The organism is Ruminococcus sp. OM04-4AA (assembly GCF_003462585.1).
Lineage (GTDB): Bacteria > Bacillota > Clostridia > Lachnospirales > Lachnospiraceae > Mediterraneibacter > Mediterraneibacter faecis.
Window position 1 is genome coordinate 20,048 of the sequence record NZ_QTZH01000029.1, and the last position, 20,321, is coordinate 40,368.

19 protein-coding genes are annotated in these 20,321 nt (G+C 41.5%); 1 reads left to right on the top strand and 18 read right to left on the bottom strand.

Annotated elements, in window-relative coordinates; translation table 11 throughout:
* Positions 1-416: 416 nt before the first annotated feature.
* The 9 genes from DXB52_RS09600 to DXB52_RS09640 form a co-directional block, all read right to left on the bottom strand.
* On the bottom strand, positions 417-3,986 hold the full coding sequence (locus DXB52_RS09600) for a penicillin-binding Tp47 domain C-containing protein (RefSeq protein ID WP_118107107.1): 3,570 nt from the start codon (positions 3,984-3,986) through the stop codon (positions 417-419).
* Positions 3,987-4,112: 126 nt separating this feature from the next.
* Complete coding sequence (locus tag DXB52_RS09605) at positions 4,113-4,619, bottom strand: Gx transporter family protein (RefSeq protein WP_015528122.1); 507 nt, start codon at positions 4,617-4,619, stop codon at positions 4,113-4,115.
* A gap of 29 nt (positions 4,620-4,648) precedes the next feature.
* Positions 4,649-5,071, bottom strand: a complete 423-nt coding sequence (locus DXB52_RS09610; RefSeq protein ID WP_118107109.1) for a NusG domain II-containing protein — start codon at positions 5,069-5,071, stop codon at positions 4,649-4,651.
* A 3-nt stretch (positions 5,072-5,074) separates the two neighbouring features.
* Positions 5,075-5,899, bottom strand: coding sequence for a 4Fe-4S binding protein (locus DXB52_RS09615; protein WP_472520073.1), 825 nt, complete (start codon positions 5,897-5,899; stop codon positions 5,075-5,077).
* A 49-nt stretch (positions 5,900-5,948) separates the two neighbouring features.
* Positions 5,949-6,404 carry an FMN-binding protein gene (locus DXB52_RS09620; RefSeq protein ID WP_117960469.1) on the bottom strand — a complete coding sequence of 152 codons (456 nt, stop codon included), beginning with the start codon at positions 6,402-6,404 and terminating at the stop codon, positions 5,949-5,951.
* A gap of 1 nt (position 6,405) precedes the next feature.
* On the bottom strand, positions 6,406-8,184 hold the full coding sequence (locus DXB52_RS09625) for an FMN-binding protein (RefSeq protein ID WP_118107111.1): 1,779 nt from the start codon (positions 8,182-8,184) through the stop codon (positions 6,406-6,408).
* A 34-nt stretch (positions 8,185-8,218) separates the two neighbouring features.
* On the bottom strand, positions 8,219-9,304 hold the full coding sequence (locus tag DXB52_RS09630; protein WP_015528126.1) for an FAD:protein FMN transferase: 1,086 nt from the start codon (positions 9,302-9,304) through the stop codon (positions 8,219-8,221).
* A gap of 380 nt (positions 9,305-9,684) precedes the next feature.
* Positions 9,685-11,268 carry an ABC1 kinase family protein gene (locus tag DXB52_RS09635; protein ID WP_118107113.1) on the bottom strand — a complete coding sequence of 528 codons (1,584 nt, stop codon included), beginning with the start codon at positions 11,266-11,268 and terminating at the stop codon, positions 9,685-9,687.
* A gap of 163 nt (positions 11,269-11,431) precedes the next feature.
* A complete protein-coding gene (locus DXB52_RS09640; protein ID WP_118107115.1) occupies positions 11,432-11,788 on the bottom strand; it encodes a hypothetical protein in 357 nt (118 codons plus the stop codon).
* Between the two features lie 316 nt (positions 11,789-12,104).
* On the opposite strand from DXB52_RS09640, the gene fucO reads away from it, so the two are divergent.
* Entirely contained in the window at positions 12,105-13,250 is a 1,146-nt protein-coding gene (gene fucO, locus DXB52_RS09645) for a lactaldehyde reductase (RefSeq protein ID WP_118107117.1), read from the top strand.
* Positions 13,251-13,702: 452 nt separating this feature from the next.
* Here the strand turns inward: fucO and DXB52_RS09650 are convergent, their stop codons facing one another.
* From DXB52_RS09650 to DXB52_RS09695, 9 genes are all read right to left on the bottom strand, one after another.
* Positions 13,703-14,230 carry a TetR/AcrR family transcriptional regulator C-terminal domain-containing protein gene (locus tag DXB52_RS09650; RefSeq protein WP_472520074.1) on the bottom strand — a complete coding sequence of 176 codons (528 nt, stop codon included), beginning with the start codon at positions 14,228-14,230 and terminating at the stop codon, positions 13,703-13,705.
* Positions 14,231-14,238: 8 nt separating this feature from the next.
* A complete protein-coding gene (locus DXB52_RS09655) occupies positions 14,239-14,904 on the bottom strand; it encodes a DUF4317 family protein (RefSeq protein WP_118107119.1) in 666 nt (221 codons plus the stop codon).
* Between the two features lie 54 nt (positions 14,905-14,958).
* Positions 14,959-15,747 (bottom strand): GTP pyrophosphokinase, encoded by a 789-nt coding sequence (locus DXB52_RS09660; protein WP_118107121.1) that lies wholly within the window; start codon positions 15,745-15,747, stop codon positions 14,959-14,961.
* A gap of 30 nt (positions 15,748-15,777) precedes the next feature.
* Complete coding sequence (locus DXB52_RS09665) at positions 15,778-16,536, bottom strand: YdcF family protein (protein ID WP_270370368.1); 759 nt, start codon at positions 16,534-16,536, stop codon at positions 15,778-15,780.
* Positions 16,533-16,964, bottom strand: coding sequence for an SseB family protein (locus tag DXB52_RS09670; RefSeq protein WP_117890319.1), 432 nt, complete (start codon positions 16,962-16,964; stop codon positions 16,533-16,535). The genes DXB52_RS09665 and DXB52_RS09670 overlap by 4 nt, the downstream gene beginning before the upstream one ends.
* Positions 16,965-17,138: 174 nt before the next feature.
* Positions 17,139-18,203 carry an NAD(P)H-dependent flavin oxidoreductase gene (locus tag DXB52_RS09675; protein ID WP_181989190.1) on the bottom strand — a complete coding sequence of 355 codons (1,065 nt, stop codon included), beginning with the start codon at positions 18,201-18,203 and terminating at the stop codon, positions 17,139-17,141.
* Between the two features lie 249 nt (positions 18,204-18,452).
* Entirely contained in the window at positions 18,453-18,791 is a 339-nt protein-coding gene (locus tag DXB52_RS09685) for a sugar ABC transporter permease (RefSeq protein WP_118107123.1), read from the bottom strand.
* A gap of 74 nt (positions 18,792-18,865) precedes the next feature.
* Entirely contained in the window at positions 18,866-19,462 is a 597-nt protein-coding gene (locus tag DXB52_RS09690; RefSeq protein WP_472520075.1) for an extracellular solute-binding protein, read from the bottom strand.
* Entirely contained in the window at positions 19,450-20,184 is a 735-nt protein-coding gene (locus DXB52_RS09695; RefSeq protein WP_181989191.1) for an extracellular solute-binding protein, read from the bottom strand. Before DXB52_RS09695 ends, DXB52_RS09690 begins: the two co-directional genes overlap by 13 nt.
* Positions 20,185-20,321 lie beyond the last annotated feature (137 nt).

Sequence of the window (20,321 nt, forward strand, 5' to 3'; positions counted from 1 at the left end):
ATAGGAAATATATGTTTATGGTAGAAAAAAAGTCCCTGACAGAATATTCCTATTCTGTCAAGGACGGTAAATCTAAATCTTTTCCGCGGTGCCACCTTGATTCACGGGTACGCTCCCATGCGCTCTATAAGATACTAACATATCTCCGGCAACTGACGTATGCCTTCACGTCACAGAGTACTCGGATTCTCAAATCCTTTGACTGTGCCCTCAGCGGTCCATTTGGCAACCTGCATCTCGATCCGGCTCTCAGCTTCCCGGACTCTCTGTGCGCGCATAATTACTTTGATCTCCGCTTCATCGGTTTAAAGCGTTATTCCATTTGCTAGGAGTTTATCACTTTAAAGCGATAGTGTCAATGCACTATTTTAATCTTTTTCGCGAAATTGTTGAAAATTTTCTCAATTTTCTTGTCTTTATTTTCTTTTTCTCTTCCATGCAAATCCGCCAACTCCTGCTCCGAGTGAGGAGAATGCAAGTCCTAATAAGCCAAGAACATTTGCCGGATCACCTGTCTTTGCAGCTTTTGATCCACTTGTTCCTTTGGAAGCTGATCCATCCGTAGTTGTTCCTGCCTTCTTTGTAACAGTCGGAGTTGCACTTCCATTCTGACTTCCCGCCTGGTTTCCATTCTTTACAAGTGCTTTGATTGCTGTATTTAACGCATCTGTTGCTTTATCAACTTTTTCCTGGCTTTCTTTTGCATTTAATGCGCTCTTAGCGTCTGTCAGTGCACTCTGCAATGCCTTCCAGCTGTCAACTGTGTAATCAGCTTCTTTCAGAGCTGCCGCATCACTGATTACTTTCTCAAGGGAAGAAGTATCAACTGCTGCCGGCTCTTCTATCTTAACAAGTGCTTCAATAGCTGCGTTGAGGTGGCTTACTGCCTCGTCTACAGTTGCCTGAGTTTTTGGATTTTTCAATTCATCTTTTGCTTCCTGAAGTTCCATCTGCATAGATGCCCAGCTTTCCGCTGTGTATTCAGCTTCTTTCAGGGCTTCTGCTTTTGCAATAGCTGCCTCAAGATTTGTTGTTGTGATTGTTTTATCCTCAGATGCTTTTACAATGTTCTCCTCTGTTGCCTGGAATTTGTATGTCACGTCATTATATCCAAGTGCTGTCAGTGTAATGGTCCAATATCCTGTTCCATCCGTTCCTTCCGGAAGTTTACAACGAAGAGAATCTGTCAGTCCAAGCTGGATTCCCATTGCTTTGTGCATCCAGTTATCTGCTGCAAATTTTGTTCCATAAGTAGCTTTTACATTTGTATATGTGCTGTCATCTCCATAGTAAGTCCATGTAACAGTCTGGAGATTTGATCCAAGATCACCATAATTTCCTGTCAGATCAACTCTTAAGAATTCTCCATAAGATCCGCTTGCTTCTTTTACTTTCAGCCCTGCTTCCTCTGCTGTTGGTGCTGTCTTGAGTGCCTGATCTTTGATTCCGGACTCTGATCCATGATTCACTCTTGCAGAGAAACTGAAAGATCCATCCTCATTCTTTGTTGCTGTTTTCAGACCGTTTGTATTCTCTGTTACATTGGCAACCAGTCCTGTATAGCTTACCAGATTCTTTTCTGAATATCCTCCTGCAAGTTCACTTCCGTTTTCGATCACACGATAGCTTGCTTTCAGTGCATCCAGATCAGATGTTTTTACTTTCACCGGCACATATTTCAGTCCGAGTACATCATACTCTGTCATCTTTGTTGTTGCACCGGATTCTTCTGTGATCTCTCCTCTGTTAAATGTAATCTTGCTTCCGTCTGTCAGAACTGCAGTAGTTCCATCTGTCCAGTACTCTACTGCATACTCTTTTCCATTTTCCGCCTTGATTACTGCGTTGCACTGGAAAGAACCTCTGTGAAGTCCATGATTTACGGTAGCTCTTGTTACAGTATCGAATGCACCCTTGTCAGACTCTCCTTTTGAATCCTTTGCATCTGAAGAAGATGTATCTCCTGCTGCCTGCACATTTTCAGCAGCCCAGTACTCTGCCCAGCTAAGTCCTACATATGCGTAAGTATACTCACTCTCCTGTGATAAAGTATAAGTGAATTCGTAATCCTTTGCATAGCCTGTTGCCTTTACTGAGATCTTAAATCCATGTCCATTTTCTGCATCCTTAAATGGAGCCGCAGTCGTATCAATTGTTCCATCTTCTTTGATGATCTTCACTGCACGTTTTCCTGTTGCCGCATACTCTGTTCCGTCAACTGTTACGGATTTGATCTTCTTTACATAAGAAGTTACATCCTCTGCTGCATATCCTTCTGCCGCTACAAGTGCTGCACTTTCACTGTTAAATACAACTGGTACAGCTTCTGTTGTTAATTCAAAATCTGTTGTAAGATCTGCATATTTTCCGGATTTATCAAATACTTTCAGAGTATATTTGCCTATCTCAGCGCCTTTTGTCTTATAGGTGAGTACCCCGTCTTTTACCTGAACATCCTCAAGACCTTCAACTGTATATTCTGCCTGATAATCACCAGGAAGTCCTTCTACAGTTACATTTACTTTTCCACTTTCAACATCTGCATTCTCTGCTGCGACATTCCCATTGAATTTAACTGGCACATACTGATCTGCGTCAATCTCATAGATTCCATTATCTGTGTAATATGTGATTTTATTGATTGTCTGACCCATCATCTTTTCATAATCTTTTGAGTTCAGTGTGTTTCCATGAGATGTTGTCACAAATCCTGTACTCCATGCCAGTTTTGTCTTTTTCCAGATATTTTCTAGATGACGAAGTCCGTAGTTGTCTCCTTCTTTTGTGCTGATCACAACTCCATATACTGTATTAACTGTTTTTGGAAGTCCATTTACATCTAATTCATAATCTCCATACTTTGTGTCTGTTGTGAAATCAATTGATGCATCACTCAACTTCTGTGCAGTCGCACCTTTCACTTCACTAAAGCTGAGTGAACCATCTGCATTTACTGTTGCTTCTTTATAATAGGAAGGAGTCTCACTTAAAATATAGTAAGAATAGCTTGCGCTCTCGAATAACGCATCTTTTCCATTATATTCTGTTGTTGTCTCTTTTCCTTTCATATTCACTGTAATAGAAAGCTTGCTGTCATCTGTGATCTGTGTATAGTTTTTCAGTACAGATGCGTCACTGATCTTAACCGGATATGTAATACCTGTAATATCTGTTCCATCGCTGTTCACATGATAAGAACCAGCTGCAAGTGTTGATCTTGTTTTCGCTTTTGTAGCGGAGGATACACTGTCTGCTCCTGCTACCTGATCAGCTGCGTAAAATTCAGAATATGGAATATTCATCAACACATACGTTTCTTTCGCAACTTCTGCCTTTTTCAATGCCTTCACTGCTGTATTTAACTCATCTGCCGCTGTGTCCACTGCACTCTGGGATTCCTTTGCTTTCAGAGCCGCCTTCGCTGCATTTAATTTTGTCTGCATTGCACTCCAGCTGTCTGCTGTATAATCAGATTCTGTCAGTTTCTCAGCCGCTGCGATTGCTGACTCCAACTTTGCTGTGTCAATGGTAACTGTCTCCCCAGCTACCGGAGCTGACTGGATTGCTTCAAGTGCAGCTTTTTTAATTGCATCAGAAGTACGTGTTGCACCGGAAACTGTATCCCAGCTGTTAATTGTATCTTCTGTAGCAGCCTGTCCTTCAAGCTTTGTTTTAAATCCTTTTGATTTGGAATATGCTTTATTGAGATATTTTGCATTTCCTTCGTCATATCCTTCTTTCGGTGTGACTGTAATCTCAGAGAATTTTCCATCCTCTACTTTCAAGCTTACTTCTACATCATATTCTTCCCACTCATCGTCACTGTCATCTTCTGTTCTGGTTACATGAGCCGTCTTTGTATAAGTTCCATCCTTCGCAGTCTGACTTCCTGTTGCCGCAAAGATGGTTGACGGGCAAAGTCCTACTACCATAGACATTGCCACTGCCATGGACATTGCCTTTACTTTCATTTCTTTGTTTTTCATAGAAACCTCCTTTTTAACTAAAATAGTTACATACAGATCCTGCCTGTCGCAGTTCTGCTTTCCTGCTTCCGCATGGAATATATTATCAAGTTAGCTTTCGCTAACCTATAATCAAAAAGTATATATCTATACTGTCCTTACAGCTTCTTTCTTCACAACCGGTAAAATCTTTCCTGCGACAATTCCAATCACGAACCCTGTCACTGTTCCTGCCACAAGAAGAACCGGCAGATAATAAATCAGTTTCAGATTCTCCACCACTGCCATCGCAACAAGAATCTGTCCTATATTATGAAAGACGCCGCCAGTGATACTTACTCCTACAATGGAAATTCCATCCATCTTCTTTACAAGTACCATGGCAAGAAGGCTGACAACCGCCCCTGCCAAACTGTAAATAATCGACATTCCATTTCCAAAAAGAAATCCTGTCAGAAGCACACGCAGTACAGATACCGCCAGTACTTCCGGAATTTCCAGAAAATAAAGACCTGTTACAGTGACCAAATTAGCCACTCCAAGCTTCATCCCCGGCACTCCAAAATTAATTGGGATCAGGCTTTCCACATAACTAAAAATCATTGCCAGCGCAACAAGCATTGCCATGTTCGCAAGTTTTTTATTTCTATTCATACATTCTCCTTTACAGTCGAACAATTGATTTATTTAGAAATTGTATCCGGTAGATGTTCCTTTTCATTTTGAGAATCATCAGAATTCTCAACCTCTTCTATTTCCACAACCAGCTTGTGAGGCAGGCAGACAATTGTCTGTGTCCGGTTATTGATCTTTCCCTGCTCTTCGCAATATCCATCCGGACAGTCAGCCTCTTCCATGTAAGCTTTTCCATCCTCAATCCGGACACGGTTGTAAAAATCCCCTTCCTGCACTTCGATCACCTGATCTTCATCCAAAGAATATCTTCCGTAAACTTCTCCGTCCACCTTGATCACAACCTGTTTTTCCTGATTTTCTTTTTGTCCGCTTTCCTTTGCCTGTACATACTGCATCAGATTCATCACAAGAAACAGTACACATGCCGCAAAGAGGATTCCGCCTCCTAAAAACAGATCTTTTTTCTTCATCTATTACACTCCTGCCCAGATCATAATTACAAGTAACAGAATTGCCCGAAGAATCGTAAACCAGAATTCATTTCCCTTCAGACCTTTGATTCCTGTATGGATATGCTTCTTTGGACAAGTATCAATACATTTCTGGCATTGGAAACAATCTCCCTCGACTTTGAGTGATCCGTCTTCCGGGAGTCCGATCCCGGATGGACATTTCTTCGTGCATCCGCTGCAGCCTTTGATGCAATTTTCTCTGTCGCGGTGCAATGCAAAGAACGGAAGCACCGGAAGTAATGAGAATACTGCTCCCATCGGACACAGATTCCGACAGAAAAATCTTTCTTCCAGACACATCCCCACAATAATAAGAAGTAGTAATATCACTCCCGGCAAATATCCCTGCAAGTGAAGATTTCCTGCATGCAGCATAGAAAAAACATCCCACGGGCTTGTCCCTTTTGCCTTTCCGTATACTCCCGCAAAACAAAGTACTGCGATTACGGTCAACACCAGATATTTCAAATAGCTTAACTTCTCTGTGATCTTTTCTGAAAGCAGCACCGGCTTTTTCTTTCTCTTCTTAAAACACCAAAGATAAAATGCATGAATTCCATCTCCCAGACTTCCGAATGCACACGCGAATCCACAAAAGAATCTTCCGAAAAGAATCGTATACGCGCAGAGAACTATAAGCACCGTTACAAAAGAGGTCATCCCGATTGCCTCGCCTGCTCCTATCTGTGTGAAAATGTATTTTACACCGGCAAATGCCGCTGTATACACAGATGGCAGAAACAGAAAATAGAAAATCTGAATCAAGGCACGAAGCCAAGTATGCAATTTTTTAATTTCTTTTGCTTTTAAATTATGTATATTCAACTTCTTCAAACTACTTTACCGCCTGTTCTAATGCCTGTTCTGATGCATTTTTAATTCCTGTCGAACTGAACGTTGCTCCACTTATCGTATCAACTTCTGCGCTCTGCGCCTCTATGATCTTCGGAATGATATCTTCCGCCATCGCAAGATATGCACCGTCTTCCTTCTCAGCGGAGGTCACTTCTACCGCTTCGATCTTTCCATCTTTTACAGTAACTTCTACCGCAACCGTTCCGCCAAATCCATCCGCTTCTCCGGTATAGGTTCCATCCTTGTATCCTGCTCCATCTCCTGAATCACTCCCTGACTCAGAATCACTGCCGGCACCAGATGACTGTACCTCCAACTGTGCATTCAGTTTTGCGATTTCCTCATCCTTCGCACGGACATCTAACACTTCGTTATATCCGAAAAGGACACCGACGATTGCCAGCAGACTAAACAGTCTTACGATAAACTCTTTCATCCTACTGCGCCTCCGTCTCTTCTGGTCTTAAAGCCATTTCCAGTGCCTTTTTGCATCCGTCAATAATCGCATTCGAAGAACAGGTTGCTCTGGATACCGTATCAATTTCTTCCGGCATTCCTTTGGTAATAATCTGGGAAACGACACCTTTTTTGCTTGAAGTTCCATTTGCCGCCTTCTTGATATAGCTGTCATTCGCTGCATCCCCATCTCCTGACACGTCAGTAATGGATACAATTTTGTCATTTCGTATTGTCACCTTCATAGAAAGCTGATACTCTGTAAAATCTTCATCCTCATCCGGTTTACACGGTACACTCACCTCATAAGTTCCATCGATGTATTTTGTCTTCACTTCTTCCTCTTGATCTGACTTCTTTTTCTCAAGCTGTGCAACTGCAAGGTTCAGATTTTCCACAGCTTTATCAACCGTCTGCTGTTCCACTTTTTCATTCGCAGCTGTTTCCAACAGCTCTTTTGCATCATTCAGTCGGAGACTCAGAACCGCCCAGCTACTCTGCGTATACTCCTCCATCACAAGTGCTTCTGCTGACTTGACTGCATTTTCCAGTTCCGTTGTATCTGCTTTCTCTTCAATGGATTCTCCATTCATTACTTTCTCCGCCTGTTTCAAAGCATTCTTTATTGCTCCGAGAAGTCCCTTAGAACTGTAAGTTGCACCAGATACAGTATCTACATCTGTATTCTGATTTTTAAGCACATTTTTCACTACATCCATTGCGCGGTTGAAAAATGCTTCATCATCTGATGTCTTTGTGACTAAAATTGCTTTGATCGTATGCTCCTGGATCACCACAGCTACCGATACCTCTCCACTGTATCCTTCCGCTGTTCCATAATAGATTCCTTCTTTGTATGGAACTGTTCCGGTTGTGGATGTACTCTGATTCTGACTGGAAGAACTGTTCGAGCCATTCGTTTCAGATGAATCCGAAGTCGCTCCATTTCCACTCACTGCCGCCTGACTTAATGCATCTCTTACTGCCTGGATGATTCCAACCGAACTGTACGTTGCTCCAGACACGGTATCTACATTGGTGCTCTGACTGCTGATGATCGTATTGATCAGTGCAGAGGCTTTGGAAATGTATTCGCTTCCATCTTGATTCTCCATAATCTGGATGTCTGTGATCTTTCCGCCACTGATCTCAACCTTTACTTTCAGTGTTCCACCAAATCCAGTCCCTGTTCCGTAATAAGTTCCGTCCTTATATGCTGCCGGGTCTTCCACTGTTGCGACAGAAGTAGAACTTCCTGCTGCCGCGCCGCCACCAGACTGTGACTGTCCTGTTGTTCCGCTGTCTTTTTCTCCTGTCAGTGCATTCTTCACCGCACTGATGATTCCCCGTGAACTATAGGTTGCCCCTGAAACAGTATCGACTTCCAATGTCTGTCCTTCGATGATCTTATCGATCACCGCCTGTGCACGTTTGAAAAATGCTGCATCGTCAGATGAACTCAGAATATCGATTGCAACGATCTGTTTGTCTTTGATTTGAACCGCAACCGTGATCTCTCCTGCATAACCTGTTCCAGTTCCCTTATAAACACCATCCGTCAGATCAAAAGAACCTTTTACCGCCTGCTCCTGCTCTTCTGACTTTGTAGTCTCTTCTTTTACAGAATTCGTTTGCTCCTGCGCTGCATAAACCGGTGGCTGATATCCACTCAGGGTGCCTGCTACACAGGATGCCACAACTGCTACCGAAAGTACCGGTGCAAATGGTTTCAGCTTCTTTCCTGTTTCTTTTAAATCCATTTTTCCTCCAAAATCTACTCTGTCTTACACTTTTCTATCGAATGATCTCAACTGTTCTCTCCGTTGAAAAATCATTTTCCAGCCCTTCTGTTACATATAGCGTCCCATCGTCACTCATAAGGATTGCATCAAACTCATCTTTATGTTCTCTCCAGAAATCTGCCGCTTTCTCTTCTCCCATAATAAAAAGTGAAGTAGAAAGTCCATCTGCCAGTGTTCCGTCCGTACTTACAATTGTTACAGATACAAGTCCGCTTTCTGCCGGGTATCCGGTCTTTGGGTCAATGATGTGATGATACGTCACACCATCCTGTTCAAAATACCGTTCGTATCCCCCCGAAGTAATAACTGCCTTATCCTGAACACTCAGAATTCCCAGATAATCTTCTGTGTCATCGGGACTCTGCACTGCAATCTTCCATTTCGTTCCATCCGTCTTTGTTCCGAGTGCCTGCACATTTCCGCCAAGATTCACTAATCCACTTGTGATTCCATTGTCTTTGTAAATGTCCATAATTCTGGATGAGGTATATCCTTTTGCAATTCCTCCCAGATCGATTTTCATTCCTTCTACACCGAAAGATATCTTTCTTGTTTCTTTGTCATAAGAAATATTTCCCGCATCAGTGAGTGGAAGAAGTTGATCCAATGTCTCCTGTGACGGAACCTGGAAGTTCTGTGTTGGGAATCCCCATGCTTCCATCACCGGATAAATCGCAATATCAAACGCACCATCTGTTTCCTGGTAGAGTTCCAATGCGCGTTCCGTCAGATAACCTGCATCTTCGGAAAGCTCTGCACTTCCATCTGCGTTCAGTTTTGCGATCTCGCTGTCTGCATCTCCTGTCGATAAAAGTGCGTCCAGACGCTCAATCTCTGCCTGTGCTGCATCAACAGCTGCCTCTGCGTTTTCTCCATACGCAGTCACGGTCATATAGGTATCCATTGCAAAAACATCTCTGGATGCTTCTTGTATATCATCCGACTGGTTCTGTGCACTTTCTGACGATGTTTCGGATTTATCTGCTGTCTTACTGTCTGTCTTCTGTCCGCATCCGACCAACAGAGCCGATGCACAAAGACAGACTGCAAGTAAACATTTTATATTTTTTAATTTCATGTAATCGCTCCCGGTTATACTTTTCTAACTCATGTTAGTCTAACTAACTTCGTAAGTATACAGGATGTCTATTATCCAGTCAATTGGATTTTTATTATTTGAGAACTTTTCTCATTTATCTGTTTTTAACTTATATATTTTTCTCATTAACAAAGAATGTGCCGAGGCACATTCTTGCGCCTGCGGCGTTGCTAAGCGCCAGTGGCGCTTGTTTAGCAAGGACCGAAGTGGAAACGTAGACCGCTTGCGACACCTACCTTGTACGCCGCAGTGCGCATCCTGAGCGGAGCGTTTTTATATATTAGGAAAGAACTTTCCTAATATATAAAAAAGAGAGACGAAAATTTCATCTCTCTTTTCCTTTGCTTTCTATTCTTTTTTTACTTCCTCGAGAAAATATGTTTCACAAATACATAGATCATAATCACCACTGCCATCAGATATCCGAACGCACCAAGTGCCGGGATTCCCATAAACTTCGGTGTCATATCCGTCGTACAGATAATACTTGAACTGATCAGAAGTGCCATGACCCAAAGACCCATAACAATATTCCTTACAAGTCGTCTTAAAAGAAATGCCAGATCCTTTGACACACGCAGATCCAGGTTTACTTTTGACTGCCCTTTCATAAATTCATCCATTAAGTCCGTTGTCATGGATGGAAGGTCAATCATCTTCCGCACAGATTTCAAAAGGCTTCTTCCTGTGTTCTTCAATTCCTTCTTAAAGTTAAAATTGTGAAGAAAATCCGCAGCAAGTCTTGCTCTGGCAATCTCCACCATATTGATATCCGGTGCGATATTGGCAAGTACACCTTCCATATGCGTAAGTCCTCTGGCAAGCATCGTCAGTCCATGTGGCATCATGATCTTATTTTCTTTCATGACTTCCATCAGATCCGTCATGACCTCTGCCACATTAATCTTGCCCATATCGGTACTTCCGTATTTCAAAAGTAATCCTTCAATGTCTTCGTAAAGTTTTCTCTGCTCCGGTCGTTCTTTGAATTCGCCCAGTCCGAGAACCGCCTTTAGGATCAGACCAACATCATTCAGTGCAACGCCTTCGATCGCAAGCGTGATCATCTCACGGTCATGCTCTGTCAGTCGTCCCATCATACCCATATCAATCCAGACAATCTTTCCATCACGGATCTTTACATTTCCGGAATGCGGATCAGCGTGGAAGAACCCATCATCCATTACTTGCTTGATATAGTTATCTACAAGTTTGCTTCCAATTTCTTTCAGGTCATAGCCATCTTCGATCAGCTTATCCTTCTCATCAATTCCACAGCCGTCAATGTATTCCATCACCAGCACATGCACGGTTGTATACTGCTGATACAGAACCGGTGTCTGGACGAAATTGACATCTTTATTTCTTCTGGCAAATTCTTCGATATTCGATGCTTCGGTCAGGAAATTCATCTCATCTCTTGTCACAGACCAGAGTTCATCAAGCACAAGATCAAAATCAGCCATTCCTTTCAGACTGATCGGTGGCATCAGCTTGATTGCTTTACGGATAAAATCAATATCCCTCGCCATCATTTCATAAATGTCTTTTCTCTGGATCTTAACGACAACCTCTTCTCCTGACTTTAAGACTGCTCTATGTACCTGCGCAATTGATGCAGAACCGATTGGTGTCTCTTCAATCGATGCAAATACCTTCTTCCAGGAACGCCCATAAGACTCATCAATTACAGACACTGCCTCCTCGAAAGGCATCGGTCTTGCATCCGTGCATAATTCCATCAATTCATCACAATATGCCTTCGGAAGAATGTCCGAATGAAGTGCCATGATCTGTCCGATCTTCACAAAAGTCGGACCAAGATCCTCCATGATCAAACGAAGTTTCTTCGGACTGATGCCATGTGTGATATTATGTTTTCGAAGTACAGAAATAATCTCTCTAAATCTTGAATTATTCGTTCCCTTTTCTTTCTCACTCATATCTGTATTCTCCCGCTGTCTCAGTGACACATTTCTCTTTTTTCCTGTATTCCTTGCTGATAGACCTAAAATAATAGTCACTTTTTTCTTTCTTGAGAAAGCAGAAAAGCCGCTTTTCGGCAGCTTCTCTGATATTTTTACTCTTCTTTTGTATCTTCCTCAACTACTTCTGCATCTTCACTGTATTTTCTGCATCCACCTCTTCTGCTTCCGAATCTACGGTTGACTCTTTCGCCTTGATCTGAGCCTTCAGTGCTTCTAACTGCTCCGGTGTCATCTTGTCGAGAAGTTCGCTTAATTCTTCCGGTGTAGTGACTTTGACTTTCACATTCACATTGTTCTTTACTGTCTGCTTCAGATTATGCTTGAGTTCCTCATTCAGAACCTTGCCCTGCTCCACTGTAAGTTCGCCTTTTTTTACCATATCATCAAGAACGTCCTTTGACTTCTCTGCAGTTGTAGCAACCGCTCCGATTCCAGCCAGTATTACCTTCTTTAAGTTGTCTGTTAATTTTTCCATAATGCCTGTCTCCTTCCGTAATTGTTCTGTCTCGCATCACCTGTGGAGATGAGAGTCATCACATATATGATATTTAGATTCTACAACTTTCTCATCATTTCGTCTAGTATTCTAGCCCATTTTCTGTACTTGTTTCACAATAATTTAATAGGTTCTTTATAAATTTCAATACTTTTTCACAAAGAAAATGCCTAAAATGTTACATTTTTAACTATTTGTAACTTTTCTTTTCTATTTCTGATTGTTAAAATAAAAACATAAAGTAACGGGAATGAATTTCCCGAAAATCTGTTTTTAAAAAAGGAGATTGAAAATCATGGCAAACAGAATTATGTTAAATGAAACATCTTATCATGGAGCAGGCGCAATCAAAGAGATTGCTACAGAAGCAAAAGCAAGAGCATTTAAGAAAGCTTTTGTATGTTCTGACCCGGATCTGATCAAATTCGGAGTTACAAAGAAAGTAACAGATATTCTTGATGAAAATGGACTTGCTTATGAGATTTATTCTGATATCAAAGCAAACCCAACAATCGAAAATGTACAGCACGGAGTAGAAGCATTCAAGAAAGCTGAAGCAGATTACATCGTTGCAATCGGTGGTGGTTCTTCTATGGATACTTCCAAAGCAATCGGTATCATCATCGCAAACCCGGAATTTGAAGATGTAAGAAGCCTTGAAGGTGTTGCACCGACAACAAAACCTTGTGTACCGATCATCGCAGTTCCAACAACAGCCGGAACAGCTGCTGAGGTTACAATCAACTACGTTATCACAGACGTTGAGAGAAAGAGAAAATTCGTTTGTGTTGACCCACATGACATGCCGGTTATCGCAGTTGTTGACCCGGATATGATGTCCTCTATGCCAAAGGGACTTACAGCTTCCACAGGTATGGATGCCCTGACACATGCAATTGAAGGATATACAACAAAAGCTGCTTGGGAAATGACAGATATGTTCCATATCAAAGCAATCGAAATCATTGGAAAATCTTTAAGAAGTGCTGTTGCAAATGAAAAAGAAGGCCGTGAAGGAATGGCTCTTGGGCAGTATATCGCAGGAATGGGATTCTCTAATGTAGGTCTTGGAATCGCCCACTCTATGGCTCATACCCTTGGTGCTGTATACGATACTCCACATGGTGTTGCATGTGCTATGATGCTTCCAATCGTTATGGAATACAATGCAGATTGTACAGGTGAGAAATACCGTGAAATCGCAAGAGCACTGGGCATTAAAGGTGTTGACGACATGTCTGTTGAAGAATACAGAAAAGCTGCTGTTGATGCTGTTCAGAAACTTTCTGTTGACGTTGGAATCCCGACAAAACTGGAAGCTCTGAAAGAAGAAGATCTGCAGTTCCTCGCTGAGTCTGCTCACGCTGATGCTTGTGCACCGGGTAACCCGAAAGATGCAAGTGTAGAGGATCTGAAAGAGCTCTTTAGAAAGCTTATGTAAATTGATTTCTAGTACACGGGCGAAAATTCTTCCTGTGATTGGGGTTAGAGTTTTGTCTTCGTAGAAGGGACAGTGCAGCTGACTCAGGGTTACGCACACTGTTCATACTAAGAAAAACAACAGATTGCTAAGAACAAAGAAAGGATCGATAAACTCGCTGCCGCTCAGACAGCTATCGATCCTTTCTTTAACACAATCTATCGTTTTTCAAGTGTGAGCAAGTATGCTCCACATTCACCAGCTGCACTGTCCCTTTCTACTTCGATTGTACTCTATCGAATCATAGAGCAAATATGTTTGTGTACAGAAATAGATTTACAGAATGTACGTAAGGATGAAAGAATTCGCGTGTTTTTTTCTGTGTATAGAAATAGATTTACGGAATATATGAAGGGGTGAAATGATTCGCACATTTTTTGTGTGTAGAAATAAATCTGCACCAAAAGGTCTGTCTACAACAATCCACGTTCTTTAAAGACGTCTCTTAGTTCAGCAGGCATGGATTCGGAGAGGAATCTAGCCAGGGTTTCGGGGGTGGCTTTGTGATTGCCGAGAACCCATTGGACCGTCATGTAGATGGAGCCTTGGCAGTACATTTCTAACTGAAAGCGAATCTTGTCGGACATCTTTTTCCCGGTGTTTCCTTCGATACGATCGGTATAAAATTGTGTGATCAGTTCAAAGTCGTGATCACGCAAACAGTTCTGGTCGTCATTTTTAAATGCCGCACGAAAGAAAAGTGTTTCTTTCTGAATGTATTGAAATTTATTTACAAGACTTTCATAGACTGTTTGTCCCTCTCCCATATGTTCAAAGGATTCAATCAGTATCTTGTCAAAATACCAGTTGATCAAATCGTATTTATCCTGAAAATTCCGGTAAAAGGTCTGACGCGTCACTCCGCATTCTTCTGTGATCTCTTTCACAGTGATCTTCTCGACCGGAGCTTTTTTCATGCATTCTTTCATTGCCTCTGCCAACCGGTATTTTACTTTTTCTCCTGACTTGTATGTTTCTGCCATAACTTTTTCCTTTCCACTCCAAGCAGTTCAAGCAGTTCTTCATGCGGGTATTCTTCGTCTTCCTGGTAAATATCCACATAATTCATTGCAGCGCCTCCATCTACGAATGCAGGAAACAGGAAACCACATTCCGGTTCGCCCGGTTCATATTCTCCGCTTAGTGGACAGATCACGCATAAAATGTATTCATACATTCGTTCTGATTCTCCCTGACGTATATGATCCAGCCCCTTCGCCGGAATGTCATATCTGTCATGAAAAACATAGATTGCATAATCTTCATCTGCCTGATAATGTTCCCCGATAATCTCATAAAAGGTCTCCATCAGAGCATCATTTTTCAGACCGCAGGCACGCATCCCCATCAGTAGCTTCCACATGCTGTCCTGATTTCTCCGATCATCACAAAACTTATATTCCTTCAAGTTTCTATTCGTCTTTGCAAACGGTACTTTCTTCGCAAGCGCCAGATTTTTCTCCTGTTCTGCCGGACTTAATTTCAGAAAACTGGTGTTAAATGTTCCGTCTATAAATCCATCTATATCCATATAGCTTCCGGCGATCCGGGTGATCGATGTCCGTTTTACTGTCATTCGTCTGGTCAGTGCCAGCATATCTTCTCGATTGATCATAGTTTTCCCCTCCGTACTGTTCACTTCGAATCTCTGCTTATGTAGACAATTTCCTTAAAAAGATTTCTGTCGTATCCGTTCTGTCAATCCTCGAAGCATTAATGGTTCTACGCCGCTACTTTTTTCTTCCTCTTTTTCCTCTGCCTGCATGATCACATCACGTACCTTCTGCATTCTCTCGTCAAGAGCTGAACTGATCTGTGCACAATCCATCATCTCTTCTGCAAGATACTTACTCTGTTCTTCCGGAATACTCTTCTTATAACGAAGCTTATGCTCCAGACTCGCCCAGAAATCCATCGCAATCGTGCGAAGCTGAACTTCAACTGTGATCATCTTTTTCCCTTCTTTCAGGAAAATCGGAGTTTTTACAATCAGGTGAAGACTTCTGTAACCACTCGGCTTTGGATTCGCAATATAGTCTTTTTTCTGAATCAGGATTACATCATCCTGGTCAAGAAAGCATTTTGCAAGCTTGTAAATATCATCCTGAAATGCACAGATCACGCGCACACCGGCAATATCCTGAATATTTTCTTCGATTGCATCAATCGTCAATGGAATATTTTTACGACGAATCTTCTTCAACAGACTCTCCATTGATTTCACACGAGTCTTAATGCTCTCGATCGGGTTGCGGTCATACTCCAGCGAATACTGTTCGCTCAGCACCTTAAATTTCGTCTCAACTTCCATGATCGCACACTGATAATAAGCCATCATCGTATTGACCGGCTTTAAATTCTCCTGTACAAAATCAATAAATTCGTCTGAAAGAAGACTGTTTCTTACAAAGTCCTCTCTTCTTTTCTCGATTCGTTCTTCTAATTCTCGTCTACCCATTTGTTTCTTTCATCTCTCTTTTCTTGCTTTTTATAAGATTGACCTGATCAGATACTTCCATTCTGCCAGATATTCTCTAAGCATATTGTTTGGCAGATACAATGGATTCGAGCCCGCAGCAATTGCTTTCGCTGACTTTAATCCCTCACCTTTTGTAATCTGCATTGCCCGAAACATATGGAAATCATTTGTGATAATTCCCACACTTGCTCCGTCTTTCATATATTTTTTACTATATTTTATATTCTGCTCTGTTGTCTTCGATTCGTCTTCCAGAATCAAACGGTCTTTCTCAATTCCGGCCGCTTCCATATAATCAGCCATCGCCTGCGCTTCCGTACATGGCTCGTTATACCCCTGTCCACCTGACACAATACAGATTGTCTCCGGATTCTTCTCCAGATAATCGATTGCTGTGTTCAGTCGATGCTTCAGCACCTTACTCGGTCCATCTGCTCTCACCTGTGCACCAAGCACTATGATGTAGTCCAGATTTTCATCTGCCTTCGCATGCATCTGACTGATAATGCATCCTTCGATAATCACAAAGGAAACTACAAATACAAGCAGTATTCCCCTTAATATCCACAACATCCACATCGGAAGTCTTGCCCATCCATCCAGAAATGTAATCGCTGCGCATCCTCCAAGCAATGCAGCCAATACAAACCAGATCAGGAAGAATCCCGTCCCAGATCCATTTTCGCTCATCCAGAATCCATAACAGGCAAATAACACTGTAAATAAAATACATATTATAACTGCTGTCATTTTTCGCTTTGTTCTCACTTTCCACTTTCTCCAAGAATCAGTCGAAGCAGTGTCTTATCAAGCATGATTGTCCGATCCCAGGGATTCAGAATGATACCTTCAATCTCATTCTCCTGTACTGCAGACTGGAATAATGGTTCGATTGCTGTCAAAAATGTAGACATCACACTATCAGAACCTTTTAATTCTTCCTCAAAACTTGTAAATGCACTCCACCACTTCTTTCCATCAGCTGTCTTCACTGCCTGTATCTTCAGTTGTTCTGACACAGAAGGCTCTACCGCAAGAATCAATTGTCCTTCTTCTTTCATTCGTCTTCGAATCACCGTCAGAGTATGCGCCAAAAGCTCCTGAGATGGTTCCTGCTGGAGTGCAGAAATTGCTTCCTCAATCTTCTCGTTTCCTTTCAGTCCTTCATCTTTTGTATCGTTATTCTGCATCTTCATCCTTGCTGCTCCTTGTAAGTTTTTCTAGTTTTAATAAATCATCTCATTATTTCATATCTGATATCATCTAAGTATATCATAAAAAAAGAGAATAATGTGATATTTTAAATTTGTTTCACACTATTCTCTCTTTTTTAATTTTCCTCAATATGACTTTGGATTCTTCCCATTTATCTAAGACACAAGTTCCTGCATCAGCTCATGTACACTCATCATCTGATTGATCCGTCCGACATTGCTTCCGCAGAACACAAGTCCATTTTCCACATCACCTTTTACGGCATCGATCAACGCTTTTGTGATACAATACGGAACTTTTACCGGATTACATTTTGCTAAGCAATTATAACATTTCTTTATAGGCTCTTTTTCTTTCTCAACACGCTCGATCAATGCGTTGCGGATGGCTCTTCCCGGCATTCCGACCGGACTTTGGATAATCTGGACATCCTCTTCTTTTGCATTGATATAGGCCTGCTTATAGGACTCTGACGCATCACATTCTTCTGTTGCCACGAACCTGCTCGCAATCTGGACTCCATCTGCTCCAAGTTCCAATGCGTGATCAATATCTGCCCTGTCGAAGATTCCCCCAGCTACAATTACTGGAATCTTCTTCTCGTATCGCTTTTCATACTCTTCCTTACAGGCAATGATCTGACGGATCTCCTCATCATAATCCATCGTATCAATCTCACCTAACTGCTCTCTTGAGAATCCAAGATGACCTCCGGCTTTCGGTCCCTCAACAACAAGGAAATCTGCTGTTCTATCATACTTATGCGCCCACATTTTCAAGATCAGCTGTGCTGCTCTCTTAGAAGAAACAATCGGTGCAATCTTCGTTCTGCAAGTCTCACTGACCAACTCCGGCAGATTCATCGGAAGACCTGCACCGCTGATGATCACATCTGCGCCTGCTGCCACAGCCTCTTTCACATGCTCTGCATAATGTTTCAGCGCAACCATGATATTTACACCGACAAGACCATTTCCCTGCGCGATTTCTTTCGCTCTCTTGATATGCTTGTGGATTGCTCTATTGTTACATGCAGCCTGATCCTTCTCAAATCCTTCCTCATCATAACCGATCTGTGCTGTCGAAATAATTCCTACTCCGCCTTCTTTCGCTACTGCTCCTGCGAGAGAGCTTCTGCTGACTCCAACGCCCATACCACCCTGGATGATCGGGAGCTTCGCAGTCAGATCACCTATTTTCAATTGTTTGTTTATACTCATTTTCAATTCTCCTGTATTTTATTTTGAATTTCAAACTATTTTAAGTATAAACTATTTTGTTGAAATGTCAAGGAATATTGATTTTACATGTAAACAGAAAATCCTTTCCCCCGCGCATCCGTTCGGAGTCTTTTGCCATCACTTCAAGGCTTGCTCCTACCCGAGGGGCAAGATCTGTCTTATTAATCACAAAAAAGTTGTCCAAACGCTGCCAATCGTAATGAATCAAAGGAAAAAAACAGAAACATCCTACTCAAATTGAATAACACTTCTGCTAATCGTTGTCAAATCCGCAGTATAATACATGATTGGAATGCCTATCATAAAAATCGAAACAGAGCATACCTCTCCCATTGCCAGTTTGGGATCTGCAAGCCACCGCTGTGCAAGAGCACCAAGTCCAACGCCTCTTAAAATCTGATTCACTATACCGTTTTTATATTCAAGCATGGATCCAAAAACAGTTGCCATTAACGCAATTGGAAGCATTGATGGAATAAAAAATAATGCATGGAAAAACCGTTTTCCTTTAATCTTGAAATTTAGAATATCAATTTCTATATAAAAAGAGGCTTCTAACTGCTTCACTTGTGTCCTATACCAGTCGTGCAGCCAAAAACCTCTGCCTTTATGCTGTCGTCAGATTTTCAATCATCTATCTCTTATTTGTATTTTCCGCTTGTCCATTCTGTCTGAAGATCTTTCAATACGTCATCTGTTGATGCAGAGCCATTTAGTACACTCTGAACCGCTGCTCCTTCAATATCTGAATAACCAGAGACGTTGTTTCGATCAGCTGTTGCTGTATTGATCAGGTTAACAATTGTATCCCAACCTTCTTTTGATTCATCTGTATCAAATAAAGATTCATCCACTGTAAAATCTTTTTTAGCTGAAGTTCCAGTAAGCTGTTTTCCAAAAATATCTGCTCCATCGCCTAATGTAAGATATGCGACAAATTTAGCTGCTGCTTCTTTCTTTTCTGAGTAATCAACGATACCAATTCCAGAATCAATATAGGAACGAACTGTAAGTTGTCCATTGTCTTCTGCTGTAGGAAGTGCCATTGCTCCAACGTTTTCCAGATCAATTCCATTTTGCTCTCTTAATGTTTTAGATAATAATGGTGCTTCCCAAGATCCCATATAGTAAATGAGCGCATCACCATTTGTAAATTCTTCCGTAGCACTTGCATAGTCTAAATCAAGTACATCCTTTGAGAATATTCCCTCATCAAAATATTTTTTTAAATCATTGATTGCCTGCTTAAATTCATCACTGTCAACATCTGCCCCATTATATCTCCACTGATTGTAATATCTCCCTGCTGTCCAAGAACTGTCAGCATCATCTCATCTACAACCCAAGAGTCTTTTCCTGCAAATACACTTACATACTTGTCAGGATATTTTTCTTTAAACTTCTCCGCTACTGCTTTATACTCTTCAAATGTTTTCGGTACTTCTGCACCAATATCTTTTAAAAGAGCTGCATTGTAAAAACCTACCATAGATCCTGAATTCGTAAGAACCAGCATCTTTGTGTCTCCACCCGTAAGTTTATTTCCCTGTTCAAGGCACTTCTCTGAATAAGAGTCTTTCCAATTGTCCCCAGCTACTTCTGGCATTAACTCATCCAGATCTGCCAGATAATCCTGGACTTCTTCTGCGAATGCTGATGGTTGAACTCCAATTACATCAATGTCCTCTTCTGTACTCAATGCCAGTGGAACTTTTTCCTGGAAAGTTTTACTTTCCATTACAGTCATATTAATTTTAATATCTAGATTTTCTTTTTCAAATGCATCAACAGTTTCCTGAATTTGGTCTTTACTTGGGAACCATGTCCAGTAATTTAATGTAATCTTGTCACCATCTGAAGCACTATCTTTACCGTCATTTCCTGATGTCCCGCATCCTGCAAGCATTCCAATTGTCATTGCTGTGACTAACGTGATAGCCAATACTTTTTTTGCTTTCATAAATGTCCTCCTGTTATTTTGTTGTTTCTGTGTTTCAAAAGTGAACCGGTTCATTTTTTTATTAAAAATAATACTTTCTGAAATTCAGAATACATTTTTCTATTCCTTATGTTAACATTTTTTGTTCACTTTGTCGT

Bases quoted from the DNA above. Each gene is read 5' to 3' on its own strand.
- DXB52_RS09600 (WP_118107107.1), bottom strand. From the start codon at position 3,986: ATGAAAAACAAAGAAATGAAAGTAAAGGCAATGTCCATGGCAGTGGCA.
- DXB52_RS09605 (WP_015528122.1), bottom strand. From the start codon at position 4,619: ATGAATAGAAATAAAAAACTTGCGAACATGGCAATGCTTGTTGCGCTG.
- DXB52_RS09610 (WP_118107109.1), bottom strand. From the start codon at position 5,071: ATGAAGAAAAAAGATCTGTTTTTAGGAGGCGGAATCCTCTTTGCGGCA.
- DXB52_RS09620 (WP_117960469.1), bottom strand. From the start codon at position 6,404: ATGAAAGAGTTTATCGTAAGACTGTTTAGTCTGCTGGCAATCGTCGGT.
- DXB52_RS09625 (WP_118107111.1), bottom strand. From the start codon at position 8,184: ATGGATTTAAAAGAAACAGGAAAGAAGCTGAAACCATTTGCACCGGTA.
- DXB52_RS09630 (WP_015528126.1), bottom strand. From the start codon at position 9,304: ATGAAATTAAAAAATATAAAATGTTTACTTGCAGTCTGTCTTTGTGCA.
- DXB52_RS09635 (WP_118107113.1), bottom strand. From the start codon at position 11,268: ATGAGTGAGAAAGAAAAGGGAACGAATAATTCAAGATTTAGAGAGATT.
- DXB52_RS09640 (WP_118107115.1), bottom strand. From the start codon at position 11,788: ATGGAAAAATTAACAGACAACTTAAAGAAGGTAATACTGGCTGGAATC.
- fucO (WP_118107117.1), top strand. From the start codon at position 12,105: ATGGCAAACAGAATTATGTTAAATGAAACATCTTATCATGGAGCAGGC.
- DXB52_RS09655 (WP_118107119.1), bottom strand. From the start codon at position 14,904: ATGATCAATCGAGAAGATATGCTGGCACTGACCAGACGAATGACAGTA.
- DXB52_RS09660 (WP_118107121.1), bottom strand. From the start codon at position 15,747: ATGGGTAGACGAGAATTAGAAGAACGAATCGAGAAAAGAAGAGAGGAC.
- DXB52_RS09670 (WP_117890319.1), bottom strand. From the start codon at position 16,964: ATGAAGATGCAGAATAACGATACAAAAGATGAAGGACTGAAAGGAAAC.
- DXB52_RS09675 (WP_181989190.1), bottom strand. From the start codon at position 18,203: ATGAGTATAAACAAACAATTGAAAATAGGTGATCTGACTGCGAAGCTC.
- DXB52_RS09695 (WP_181989191.1), bottom strand. From the start codon at position 20,184: ATGAAAGCAAAAAAAGTATTGGCTATCACGTTAGTCACAGCAATGACA.